This is a genomic window from Bifidobacterium leontopitheci (assembly GCF_009193355.1).
Lineage (GTDB): Bacteria > Actinomycetota > Actinomycetes > Actinomycetales > Bifidobacteriaceae > Bifidobacterium > Bifidobacterium leontopitheci.
Window position 1 is genome coordinate 50,744 of record NZ_WBVT01000005.1, and the last position, 12,480, is coordinate 63,223.

The window sequence follows — 12,480 nt, forward strand, 5'->3', positions numbered from 1 at the left end:
CCGCCTGCCGCTTCGATTTGACGAAATCGGCAGGTATGGCATAATAAAGGCTTGGCGAGTTCGTCTCGCCGTTCCCCCATGGTGTAATGGCAGCACACGGGTCTTTGGAACCCTTTGTCTTGGTTCGAGTCCAGGTGGGGGAGCTCACGCGCCCGGTTCGCAGGAGTGCGGCCGGGCAGCAATCCGGCCGATGGCCGAGACTGGAGATCACACAACATGGCATTATCCGCCGCAATCATCCTTGCAGCCGGAGAGGGCACGCGCATGCGCTCCTCGCGGCCGAAGGTGCTGCACACATTCGCCGGCAAGACGTTCCTGCAGCGTGTCATGGCATCCGTCGGCGCGCTCCACCCCGAGGTCCTGTCCGTCGTCGTGCACTATCAGGCCGAGCGGGTCGCCAAGGCGGCACGCTCGTACAACGCCGCGGTGGATATCGTGCATCAGGACGACATTCCGGGCACCGGCCGCGCCGTGCAGTGCGCGATGGCCCAGCTGACCCGTGAGCGCGACCTGCGCGGCTCCGTGCTCATCGCCGCCTCCGACATGCCGCTGCTCGACACCGTCACCCTCGACCGTCTCGTCGCCTTCCATGAGCAGAGCGGCAACGGCGCGACCGTGCTCACCACCGTGCTCGATGACCCGACCGGCTACGGCCGCATCATCCGCGACCGCGAGGACCACGTGCTGCGCATCGTCGAGCAGAAGGATGCCAACCGCAGCGAACTGGCGGTGCACGAGGTCAACACGTCCGTGTACGTGTTCGACGCGCAGCTGCTGTCCGACGCCATCGCGAACCTCGACAACCACAACGCTCAGGGCGAGTTCTACCTGACGGACGCGTTGGAGACCGCGAAGTCGCGCGGCACCGTCGGCGCGTTCGCGGCGCCCGATCCGCTGAGCGTGGAGGGCGTCAACGACCGCGTCCAGCTCGCCGCCCTCTCCAAGGCGCACAACCGCCGCATCTGCGAGAAGTGGATGCTCGCCGGCGTGACCATCCTCGACCCCGACACCACCTGGATCGAGGATGACGTGGAGCTCGCGCAGGACGTGACCGTGCTGCCCGGCAGCTTCCTCAAGGGACGCACCGTGGTGGGCGAGGGCGCCGTGGTCGGCCCCTACACGACGCTCATCGACGCGACCGTGGACGCCGAGGCCGTCGTCGAACGCTCCCGCGTGCAGGAATCGCACATCGGCCGCGCCGCGAACATCGGACCGTGGACCTACATGCGCCAGGGCAACGACCTCGGCGAGGAGACCAAGGCCGGCGCGTTCGTCGAGATGAAGAAGGCGCACATCGGCAACGGCACGAAGGTGCCGCACCTGAGCTACGTGGGCGACGCCGAACTCGGCGAGCACACGAACATCGGCGGCGGCACGATCACCGCCAACTATGACGGCGTGCACAAGAACCGCACGCACATCGGCTCAAACGTGCACGTGGGAGCCGGCAACCTCTTCGTCGCCCCCGTCGAGGTGGGGGATGGCGTCACCACGGGCGCGGGATCCGTCGTCCGTCACCCGGTGCCCGATGGCGCCATGGTGTACTCCGAGAACACTCAGCATATCGTCGAGGGCTGGAAGCCCAAATGGGAGCGTTGATCAGATGACCGCAGCACAGAATTCCATCGATGCCGTCCGCGTCGCCGCCGAGGCGGCGAACCGACTCAAGGCCTTCGACATCGAGGCGTTCGATGTCAGCGACCTGCTGGCGATCACCGACATCATGATGGTCGCCACCGCGGCGAACGAGCGTCAGGTGCTCGGTGTGGCCGAGGAGATCGAGAAGGACCTGTACCTCAAGTGCGGCAACCTCAATCCGCGTTCGCGCGAAGGCGTGAGCGAAGCCCAGTGGGTGCTGCTCGACTACGGCGACTTCATCATCCACATCATGCATGAGGAGGCGCGCGGCTACTACCGGCTGGAACGCCTGTGGCGCGACTGCCCGACCGTCGACCTCCAGCTCGAACATGCCGAAGAGTCGCATCTGGCCGCGGACGACGCCAAGGACACCGACGCAGCCGACAACCAGTAGCACGCAGCGGCTCCCACCGCGACGCAACATCAAGGCTCGGCCGAACCGGCTGACGGGAAGGAAGCAGCGATGACGACGCAAGCGCACGTCCATTCGATCACCTTGGTGAGGCATGGTCGCACCTCATACAATGTGCGGCACTGCTTCCAAGGGCAGATCGACATCCCGCTCGATGAGGTGGGCCGCTGGCAGGTCGAACAGACCGCGGCGGCGCTGACGGACCTGTACGTGCATCCGCACCCCGAACGCCGGCAGATCGTCGTCGCCTCCGATCTCAGCCGGGCCATGGCGACCGCCAAGGCGTTCGCCGACCCGTTGTCGTTGACCGTCCATCCCGACGAGCGCGTACGCGAACGCGACTTCGGCGAATGGGAAGGCAAGGAGCTCGCCGAACTGGAACGCGAATGTCCTGAGGACTTCAAGTCCTGGGCACAATACCGCGGCGGCGAGCTGCTGCACGGCGCCGAACCCAAGGAGCATGTGGGTGCGCGCGGCGTCGAGGCGCTCGAATACTGGAGCCGGCAGGCGGGGGACGACACCGACCTGTTCGTGTTCTCGCACGGCTCATGGATTGCGCAGACCGTACAGAAACTCATGGGACTGGGCGACATCCACCCCGAATTCGCGGATGTGGTGAGCATGCGCAACGCCCATTGGACGCGGTTCGTCGCCGCCGACATGCCCGACGGCACGCTGCGCTGGCGCCTCGTCGACTACAACCACGGTCCGGCCGCAGCCGACAACGGCGACTGGGGCGACCCCACGCGCTGAACGAAGACCGGCCGTACGCCGGCCGTCTCCATAGCCGAAGCCGTGTCCTGTTGCCGTAACGCGCATCCCCGGTCTACGATGGAGCTGTGCCTACACCCCGCGGGAAGGAGCCCATCATGGCCAAGGACAATGCAGACGGCGACGTCATCTGGACGCAGCGCAAGCGCAACTGGTGCCGCACGCCGTTCACCTTCACCACCTACACGCTGACGACCGACGAGCTCGCCGTGCAAAGCGGCGTGCTGCGCCAAAGCTTCGACACGGTGAAACTGTTCCGCATCGTCGACATCACCATCACACGAACGCTCCTGCAGCGGATCTTCGGACTGAGCACGATCCTCATCGACGCCATGGACCAGTCAACCGGCGGCAAGATCGCATTGAAGAACGTGATTCACGGGTTCGACGTGCGCAAGGAGCTCCAGCATGCCGTCGACGCGGCGCGCAACGTCAACCGCGTATCGACCAGGGAGTTCATGGGCGCCGGCGAAGGCTACTACGCTCCGGCCGGATACGGCCCCGACGGGCAGGATTTCGACGGCGACGGATACCCGGACTATCCCGCGCAATGACCGGAGCGTGAATGTGCCGAGAACCCCATCCGCAATGATGCGGATGGGACACGATACGTGAGGAGTGCATATGAACGTCAACGACTCCACCATCTGGTGGCAGGTGTATCCGCTCGGATTCACCGGCGCGCCCATACGGCCGACGACGGCCGAGCATCGACGCATGACGCCGCGGCTCGACCGGATCATCCCCTGGCTTGACTATCTCATCGGACTCGGCGCGAACGGCCTGCTGCTCGGCCCGATCTTCGACTCCTCTACGCACGGCTATGACACGACGGACTATTACCGCATCGACCCAAGGCTCGGCGATGACGCCGCATTCGACCGCTTGGTGGACGCCTGCCGGTCGCGCGGCATCCGCATCATGCTCGACGGCGTGTTCAACCATGTAGGACGCGACTTCGGCCCGTTCCGCGATGCGCTCGCCGGCCACGGACATGACGCCATGTTCCTCATCACCCGTAACGCTGACGGCGGCGTCGACTACGCGAAGTTCGAAGGACATGCCGAACTGCCCGAACTCAACCACGACGACCCCGAAGTCTCGGCGATGGTCACCGACGTCATGAAGCATTGGCTGCGACGCGGCGCATCCGCCTGGCGTCTGGACGCCGCCTACGCCGTCGACCCCGCGTTCTGGACGCGCGTGCTGCCCGCCGTGCGGGAGGAGTTCCCCGACGCATGGTTCATGGGCGAAGTCATCCACGGCGACTATGCGGACACCATCACACGCTCCGGCATGGATTCGCTCACCCAATACGAGCTGTGGAAGGCGATGTGGAGCGCCATCGAATCCGGCAACTTCTACGAGCTGGAATGGAGCCTGCGCCGGCACAACGCGTTCCTGAAGACCTTCACGCCGTTCACGTTCGCCGGCAACCATGACGTCACCCGTATCGCCAGCCGCATAGGCGACGCGGGCGCGGCGCTCGCCATGACCGTCCTGTTCACCGTCGGCGGCATACCGTGCGTCTATTACGGCGACGAGCAGGCGTTCCGCGGCGTCAAGGAGGACCGGCTCGGCGGCGACGATGCCGTGCGCCCCGCATTCCCGCCGTCGCCCGACGACCTGCCGCGCGCGGGGGAGTGGATGTACCATCTCATCCAGGGACTGATCAGCCTGCGCAGACGCAACCCGTGGCTGACGCACGCGAGGACGAGGCCCGTTCATCTGGAGAACCGGCATTTCGTCTACGAGTCGGTCGGGACGATGCCGGACGAGCTGATACGCGTCGAACTGACGCTCGACCCCGAACCGCACGCGACCATCTGGCAGCGCGACGTCCCGGTCATGCACGTGCACCGGTGACCTGGCCTTCCGGACGCGCACGTCGCCAGGGTACGCTCGGTTTGCGGATCTTCAACGAACCGTACTCAAACAACCCGTTACGGGTACGGTTTGTCAGGAAAACAAAACGGAACGTACTCGGGAGACCCGCTACGGGTACGGTCGGTTGAGAAATGCTGACGGAACGTACTCGTAGACCGCGTTCGAGTACGTTCCGTCGGGAAATCACAACGTAACATATTCGGACGGGCTGCTACGGGTACGGTTTGTCAGGAAATCACAACGGAACGTACTCGGGCAACAGTTACGAGTACGGTCGGTTGGGAATTGTCAACGTAACGTACTCGGACGGGCTGGTTCGTACGGTTCGCTGGACGGTGGGGTGGGAGCTAACGGCGGATGCGGGAACCACAACGTCAATGACGAAAAAAGGCTCGTACTCATTGAGTACGAGCCTTGCTCGTGGAGCTAAGGGGATTCGAACCCCTGACCCTCTCCATGCCATGGAGATGCGCTACCAGCTGCGCCATAGCCCCGATCTTCATTTGTGGGCTCTTTTCGAGCCGAGTGATAGATTACCTCACATCACCATGAAGACCAAATTCGGCGTGTCGCGCTCGTCGCCAACGTGTACGTCTCCCGACATCGGCGGTCACGCCGCCGATCCGCCCGTCGATGTTCCGATGCCGCCGGAGCTGCCGCCGGTCGCCGATTCCGTCGAGGCGCCGGAAGAGGAATCGCTGCCTGTAGATCCGCTGCCTGACGACCCGTCCGACGATGATCCGCCTGACCCGGATGACGAGCCGGAGCCATTCGAGCTGGAGGATCCGGACGATTCGGAACCGCTTGACGAGCCATTGGAATCGGACGAGCCGGAACCGGAGTTGGACGAGGAGCTGCCGGACCCGTTCGAGCTGTTGCCGCTCGAGGACCCGGATCCGCTGTTCGACGACGAGTTGCCTGACGAGGAGCTGCCTGACGAGGAGCTGCCGGATGACCCGGTGCCGTCGGACCCGCTGTTCGACCCGGAGTCGGAGCCCTCGGTGCCGTTGGATGAGGTCGTGCCGTCGTCGTCAGTCGAGTCCGTGCCATCAGTGTTGTCGGAGTTGCCGGTCGTGCCGTCAGTCGTGCCGTCGCTCTTCTTGTCGTTCGTGGTCGTGTCCGGGCGGCGGTACTGTTCCTGCCGGCTCGGCGTGTTCGACTGGTTCACCCAGTCACGCACCACCGTGTCGGTTCCCTGTCCCTGCGTGACCAGCATGATGATCGCCGCCGTCAAGCCGACTGCGGCAAGCGCGCTGACAACGGAGACGATGATCGCGATGCGCTTCGTACGGTTGGATTTGCCGGCGGTGCTCTTGCCGGCGGCCTTCGCGCCGGCCACACCGGAAGCCGTCCGACCGTCATGCGCCATGTTGGCGGCGGACGATCCGATGACCCGTGTGGCGTCCGAGTTCCGCCCGTCGAGCAGGCCTTCCGCCTGCGCCGCGGCTGATCCTGCGGTTCGCGGTCGTCGGCCGCCGTCATGCTGGGCGATGCCATGCAGTCCGACGACCGTGGCCTCGGGGTCGTCCGGCGGCGCGGGGATCGCGGGCATCGGCATGGTGCCCGACGTGGTGATGACCCGCGTCGTTTCGCCGGACGCAGGCCGGGCGGTGCCATTGCCTTCCGTGGATGATTCGGCTCCGGATTCCGCGCTTTCACCCGAATCGCCTACGCCTGCCACATCCTGCAGTTTCTTGCCGGATTCGCTCAGGACGTTCTTGTAGATCTGCGTCGACACCGCGGAGACGACGGAGCCGATGGCGACGCCGATCACCGATCCCGCGATGCCGATCTTCGCGGACAGCAGAAACGACGTGACCGCCGCAAGCGCGCCCGCCGCGATCGACGAGAAGGAGATGCCCTTGAAAAAATTCTTCATGATGTCTGACGCTAGCCGATACCTGTTGAAATGGAACTGAACGAATGCTGAAATGCGCCGAACCGTCACACGGTCTCAGCAGAATCTGCACAATCCGCCGGCACCCACCTCGAAATGGAGGCGGGCGATGCCCAGGCAGATCTCGGACTGCACGCCATCCAGCGCTTCCGCGCGGACCGTGCCGTCATCCAGCAGCGTGAAGTGGACCGGCTGCTTGCCCAAAGCGCTGGGAGCGAGCGCCGCCGCCTCAAGCCCCATGATGAACCAGTCCGGCGCGTCGTCAAGCCCGCCATGCTCCGTGGATCCCAATTGGTCGATGGGCTTGCTGCGGTGCGGCCGGCCCGGCCGCGTGCCATAGCCGACCGCGATGGCCGCCGGCATGCGTTCGCCGTCGCCGATCAGCCATGCGCCGTCATGCCGGTCGGGCTCGTGCAGGACCACCCAGCTGGTGTCCAGTCCAAGCATGGTCGCCGTCAGGGCGAGACGTTCCCCGTAATAGCCGACGCGTTCGTCGAGGTCTCCGGCGTCGGCATTGTCGTCGTCGCGTCCGATGAGCGCGATGCAGTGCCGCACGTTGCGGAACCGGCCGTAGTGCGTCGGGCAGCCGCCGAACGCGTCGGTCCCGTTCCCGCCGTCGCCGACCAGCTGGATGTGCAGGTCCCCGTCACGGTTCGCCTGCGCGACGGCCTCGCCAAGACGGGCGAGCGTGTCGGGGGCGACGGGGCGGTCGCTGTAGTCGCGCACCGCGTGACGGCATGCCATGGCCTCGGCGATGTCCATGCGAATCCTCCTCGGGTAGTATTGTGCGCCGTGTCCCCACGCGGCACACTGGGTGATGTCAGCTTCCAATCCTAGAGACGAAGCGGGATGAATCCGGCCTGCAACGTGTCGCGGCAACGCGCCGCGGCGGCCGGGTGCCCCTGCGCGGACGTGGCATGATGGGAGAGGGAGCGGCATGTCGCTGTAGGTTCATGGAAAGGCTCGGAACGGATATGACTGGACGGTACGTGCGTGGCGGTCAGGACGGCCGCACGTCGAAACGGGCGCTGGCTGTGGTCATGGTCGCCGTCGTCGTGCTTGCGGCCGTGACAGCAGGTCTGTGGGTGTGGCGGGCGGACGTCATCGGCGCGGTGAAGTCGCTCGCCACGCGCGGCGCGGCCCTCTCGTCGGACGGACAGGAGGGTCAGGCGACCCGCATGCCCGCCGCCGAGGCGGCGAAACGGTATCCGCGGCTGACCAGCGCCACGGACTACAACGGCAACGGCGTCGACGACTACACGGACATCCTCGACGGCGCCCGCAAGGACGCCGAAGCCCGTCCCGCCTACGATTCCGGGTATTATCAGGGAGGTTATCCGCCGGCGGACCGCGGCGCCTGCACCGATCTGGTATGGCGCGCGTTCCGGCAGGCCGGCTACGACCTCAAGGCCATGGTCGACGCGGACATCGCCGCCGACCCCTCCTCCTATGCGGCCGTGGCGGCGAACCCGGCCCCGAACATCGACTTCCGTCGCACCGGCGTGCTCGACGTGTTCTTCCGCAAGTACGGGCAGACCCTCACCACCGACACCTCCGACTACGCGCAATGGCAGGCGGGCGACATCGTGGTGTTCCAGCATGTCAAGCACATCGGCGTGATCTCCGACCGCCGCGACAAGGCGGGCACCGCCTACGTGCTGCACAACATGAACCAGCGTGAACGGGAGAACGACTATCTTGCGTTCAGACGGCACATGACCGTCACCGGACACTACCGCTGGGACGCCTCCAAGGTGCCGTCCTCGGTGCTGCGCGCGTGGAAGCGGTGAGCCGCGCAACCTCGCCGGTCGGGTGAGATTGTTCACAGTCGGCCGATTCGTGCGCGCGCCGCGTACGCCGTGACGTAGTCTGGAACTTGGAAGGGTCCGCCACGGACCTGATACGAAGCCACCGCGGATTCATGGAACCCGCCCATCGAAAGGATCGCACTATGGCAACGCTCACCGCCGAGATGAAGACCTTCATCGAGAACAACCTGGGCTGGATCGCCACCCAGAACGAGGACGGCACGCTCGACCTCGGCCCGAAGATGTCGCTGTTCGTGCTCGACGACAACCACATCGCCTACCACGAGCGCACCGCCGGCCAGGCCTACAAGAACCTGCAGGCCAACGGCAAGCTCGTGATTGCCTTCGCCAACCTCGCCGAGAAGAAGGGCTACCGCTTCCGCGGCAATGTCGTGCTGCACACCGACGACGCCATCTACGAGGAGCAGGTGAAGGTCGCCGAGGAGAAGGGCACCAAGAAGCCCGCCGCCATCCCGGTGCTCGAGATCACCGAGATCGAGGACCTCGCCTCCGGCCCGAACGCCGGCAAGACCATCGTCAAGGACTGAGGCCGCATATACCGCGACTTATGGGGATGGGGTGCATCCGCCGCAAGGCGGGTGCACCCCGTTTTCGTCACGCTGCTCGCCCGGCGTTGTCCACGCCGCCGACTTCAGCGGATCCGGTACTTATGGCCGCGCTGGGTGATGAAGAAGCCGAGCCTGCGCAGCTTGCGCGTCAGCGAGTACAATACGCCGTCCATGATGTCGCGTTGCTCGAGCACGCCGGTGCCGCACACCGTCTCCAGCAGTTCGTCGAAGGTGAGGAACTCCCCGTCGGCCCGGATCAGCGTCTCCAGCGTCTTGTACTCGCGCGGGGAGAGGGCGAGCGGCTGCCCGCCGTTGCGGTAGAACGCCCGCCCGGCCCGCGTGTCCAACGTCAGGTCGCCGTGGATCAGCATGCCCGGCCCGCGTCCGTCGCCGTCGTCACGATCCTGGGACAGCGCGTGCACACGCGACAGCAGCTCGGCATCGGAGAACGGCTTGACGATCGTCGCGTCGACGCGGATGGGAAGGTCTGGATGGTTCCGCGTCCTCGGTCCGTCCGGCGCGGCTTCCCGGCTCGCGACGGACGCCGATGGGGACGTCGCCGCAGCAGGTGTTGCCGCAGCAGGTGCCGCCGTCGACGTCGCGGATGCCGGCAGTGAGCCGCCACGTGATGGCATGGCCGGCTGCCGCGGCTTCGCCATGGCCGGCTTCGCGGCGTTCGCGACGGTCCTGCGGATTGTCGGCAGCGGGGTCTGCCGTCTGACCGACGGCGTGCTGTCCCGGTTCGCGGCCTGCGTGCGCGGCGGCGTCGACAGGAGCAGCACGCGCGTGCCGTCATCGCCATGACGGTTCAGGTCCCCGCATACCGCGTCGAGGAGGCCGTCGTCGGCCATGTCGTCGATGATGGCGAGATCGAAGCGCGGATGGTCGCTCCACGCCTCGGCAAGGGTGTCGCGGTTCGTGACGGATGCCACGGCATGGCCCTGCGATTCCAATGCCCCCGTCACCGCAAAACCCAACGCGGTGTCGCTGGTCGCGAAGAGGATGTCCATTGCGCTTGCCTTTCGACGGAACGGCCGGTACGTTTCGAAAGACCACTGTAGTCCCGTCCCCGCGGCGATTCCAGCCGGCGACGCGACGGCGTCACGCGTTGTGCCGCGCAGCCGCGCACGCCTGCTGCTCCCGAGCTTGTGCTAATGTCCATAGACCGCGGAAAACGGCAGGCAGCGGGATGGAAGCGAGGCATGACGATGAGCGACGTACGCCGTGAGATGGAACGTCTGCGTCCGGTCTACGAGACCGGCGTGCTCCGTCTGCTGCTGCGGCAGAACGCCATGCTGTACGTGGCGCTGCTGCGCTCCGCGTTCGACCCGCTGACCGGCGAGCTGCCGCGCGAGACCCTCGAGGAACGGTTCGCGCAGTCACTGTCATCACTCGCCGAGACCGGGGACTATACACCCAAACCAGACCAGGACTTCGCCCAGGCGGCGCATCGCGTGCTCGTCGACCTCACCAGAGAGGGCGAAGGCGACTACGCATGGCTCGCCAACTCGCACGACGCCGCCTCACACCGGTTCCTCTACCGCCTCACCGCCCGCGCGCACCGCGCCATCGAGGCGTTGGGCCGTCTCGAGGACGATACGCGCACGCTCTCCGGCGCCCAGGCCAACAGCATCATCATGGAGATCGAGCACGCGCGCATGCAGCTGACCGCCGATCCGGGCGAACGGGTGCGCCTGCTCAACCGCGAAATCAAGGAACGCCGGCACGAGATCAAAAGGATCCAGCAAGGCCAGCGCGAAGCAGCCCTCACCGACGCGCAGGTCGAGGACATCATCGCCGTCATCCACAACACGCTGCGCGGCGTTCCCGTCGACCTGCGCGAACTCGTGCTCGCCGAACGCGACAACGGCGACGCGTTACGCCGTCGCATGCAAGCCGGCGACATGAGCGTCGACGAGATCCTCGGCGCCTACCACCGCGAATACCGGCGCAATTTCAGCGAATCCGACAGCGGACGCCGCTTCGAGGACGCCTTCCAGGTGATCATCACCGACGAAGGCCGCCAGCAGATCGACGAGGCGCTGCGCTCCATCGCACGCACCCCCTACCTCGCCGGCGCGTCCGGCGCGCTGCTCGACCAGGTACGCGACGAACTCGCACGCATCTACCGGGGACTCGAGGAGGTGCGTGCCCAGATGCGCGTCTCCGACGAGGCGGTCAGCCGACTCGTCCGTCAGCGCACCGACACCCGGTACCGCACCATGCTCGACCTGCTCAACCGTCTGTACGTGACCGTCAACGCGGACGCGAAAACCCACCCCGCGCAATCCGACCGACCATACCCGACCGGCGGCGCCGGCGCACAGCTCGCCTCCCTGCCCACCCGGCCGGCAAGGGCGATGAGCGTCACCCCGACGCCGGGCCTCGCCGACACCACAGCGGCGGACAACGCCGGACGCTCCCCGGCCGACGAACTCGCCTCGATGATCGTCAACGGAGGCCCCCGCCTGCGCCGCATGGCCCGACTCATCAGCCAGGCCCCGACGACCATGCCGGACGGGCGCATCGACATGGCCGCAAGCTTCAACCGGCTGCCCGAAACGGAACGGCGGGAAAGCGAACTTGTCGGATTCCTCAGCGCCATACGCGCATGGAACCCCGACGAGCCCGCCGTGACCTGGCACTGCATCTCAGCCGGCGGTCTGACACGCGACTGGCAGACGCGGCCGGTATACGCCGAGGCGGACGAGCTGGACGCAATCGTGAAGGAAGGATGACCATGAGCGCAACGAACGCGACACCGGACGAAACGCCGCAGCGCACGCCCGCCGCGGAAGACACGCGGCAGGACGTGCGACAGGACCCGCAGCAGCCGCGCGAAGAAGCCGTCAACCCTTACGCGCTCTTCGAGGGCGACACGGGCGACATGCCGGCCGACGCGCGCGCGGCCGCCATCGCACTCAAACGCGAACGATACGTGTCCGGCGCCATGTACGACATGGTCCTCGACAACCGCGACGCCGTGGTCCGCTCGCTCAACAACGACCTGCTGCAGCTCGTCGTCAACGAACGGTACCGAATCATGATCGCCATGCCGGTCGCCGGCCCCGACATAGCCATGCGCTCGCTCAAGACCCGCACCAGCCTCAAACGCGAGGAGGCGGCGGCGCTCGCGTTCCTGCGCATCCGCGTGCTCGAATACGAGAACGCGGGGGAGCCGGCCGACCGATGGCTGGTCAGCTTCGAGGAGATCCGCGCGGCGCTCGCCACCGGCACCGGCTACCTTGCGGCCCGCAACGACGAGGAGGGCGTGCTGCGCACCGTCGGGTCGCTCGTGTCCGCCATGACGACGTACGGTTATCTGGAACGCATGCCGGACGACGAGACCATGTACCGGATCACGCCGCTCGTGCCGGTCGTGCTCGACCGCGGCCTCGCACGCACCTGGCTGGCGACCGCGGACGAGGACATGTCCGACTCCGCCGCGGACGCCGACTCATCCACGACAGCCGACACTGCGACATCCGACACCGCGGA

Annotated in this window: 11 protein-coding genes, 2 tRNA genes and 1 pseudogene; 10 read left to right on the forward strand and 4 right to left on the reverse strand. The window is 66.3% G+C overall.

Translation table 11 applies throughout. The features are described from left to right. The first annotated feature begins 72 nt into the window (after positions 1-72). The 6 genes from F7D09_RS02605 to F7D09_RS02630 all read left to right on the forward strand — a co-directional run bounded on the left by F7D09_RS02605 (position 73) and on the right by F7D09_RS02630 (position 4,687). A tRNA-Gln gene (locus F7D09_RS02605) sits at positions 73-143 on the forward strand. Positions 144-216: 73 nt separating this feature from the next. After that, positions 217-1,599, forward strand: a complete 1,383-nt coding sequence (gene glmU / locus F7D09_RS02610; protein WP_152233879.1) for a bifunctional UDP-N-acetylglucosamine diphosphorylase/glucosamine-1-phosphate N-acetyltransferase GlmU — start codon at positions 217-219, stop codon at positions 1,597-1,599. Between the two features lie 4 nt (positions 1,600-1,603). Next, complete coding sequence (rsfS, locus tag F7D09_RS02615; protein WP_152233880.1) at positions 1,604-2,032, forward strand: ribosome silencing factor; 429 nt, start codon at positions 1,604-1,606, stop codon at positions 2,030-2,032. Between the two features lie 69 nt (positions 2,033-2,101). Further along, a complete protein-coding gene (locus F7D09_RS02620) occupies positions 2,102-2,803 on the forward strand; it encodes a histidine phosphatase family protein (RefSeq protein ID WP_152233881.1) in 702 nt (233 codons plus the stop codon). 116 nt (positions 2,804-2,919) lie between these two features. Further along, positions 2,920-3,375, forward strand: a complete 456-nt coding sequence (locus F7D09_RS02625; protein WP_152233882.1) for a PH domain-containing protein — start codon at positions 2,920-2,922, stop codon at positions 3,373-3,375. A gap of 70 nt (positions 3,376-3,445) precedes the next feature. Further along, positions 3,446-4,687, forward strand: a complete 1,242-nt coding sequence (locus F7D09_RS02630) for an alpha-amylase family protein (RefSeq protein WP_152233883.1) — start codon at positions 3,446-3,448, stop codon at positions 4,685-4,687. A gap of 442 nt (positions 4,688-5,129) precedes the next feature. Here F7D09_RS02630 and F7D09_RS02635 read toward each other — a convergent pair. From F7D09_RS02635 to F7D09_RS02645, 3 genes are all read right to left on the reverse strand, one after another. Then, a tRNA-Ala gene (locus tag F7D09_RS02635) sits at positions 5,130-5,202 on the reverse strand. Between the two features lie 116 nt (positions 5,203-5,318). Next, positions 5,319-6,587: a hypothetical protein gene (locus tag F7D09_RS02640; RefSeq protein ID WP_152233884.1), complete on the reverse strand. Its 1,269-nt coding sequence runs from the start codon at positions 6,585-6,587 to the stop codon at positions 5,319-5,321. A gap of 75 nt (positions 6,588-6,662) precedes the next feature. Continuing rightward, positions 6,663-7,367 carry a nitroreductase family protein gene (locus F7D09_RS02645; protein WP_152233885.1) on the reverse strand — a complete coding sequence of 235 codons (705 nt, stop codon included), beginning with the start codon at positions 7,365-7,367 and terminating at the stop codon, positions 6,663-6,665. Between the two features lie 212 nt (positions 7,368-7,579). On the opposite strand from F7D09_RS02645, the gene F7D09_RS02650 reads away from it, so the two are divergent. After that, positions 7,580-8,395: a DUF1287 domain-containing protein gene (locus F7D09_RS02650; protein WP_193312290.1), complete on the forward strand. Its 816-nt coding sequence runs from the start codon at positions 7,580-7,582 to the stop codon at positions 8,393-8,395. A 161-nt stretch (positions 8,396-8,556) separates the two neighbouring features. Further along, entirely contained in the window at positions 8,557-8,961 is a 405-nt protein-coding gene (locus tag F7D09_RS02655) for a pyridoxamine 5'-phosphate oxidase family protein (RefSeq protein WP_094665534.1), read from the forward strand. 104 nt (positions 8,962-9,065) lie between these two features. Here the strand turns inward: F7D09_RS02655 and F7D09_RS02660 are convergent, their stop codons facing one another. Then, entirely contained in the window at positions 9,066-9,992 is a 927-nt protein-coding gene (locus F7D09_RS02660) for a winged helix-turn-helix domain-containing protein (protein ID WP_152233886.1), read from the reverse strand. A 198-nt stretch (positions 9,993-10,190) separates the two neighbouring features. Here F7D09_RS02660 and F7D09_RS02665 point away from each other — a divergent pair, with 198 nt between their 5' ends. After that, positions 10,191-11,720, forward strand: coding sequence for a DUF3375 domain-containing protein (locus F7D09_RS02665; protein WP_152233932.1), 1,530 nt, complete (start codon positions 10,191-10,193; stop codon positions 11,718-11,720). A 74-nt stretch (positions 11,721-11,794) separates the two neighbouring features. Continuing rightward, positions 11,795-12,457: pseudogene (locus F7D09_RS02670) on the forward strand (DUF4194 domain-containing protein); the annotation flags it as partial. Positions 12,458-12,480 lie beyond the last annotated feature (23 nt).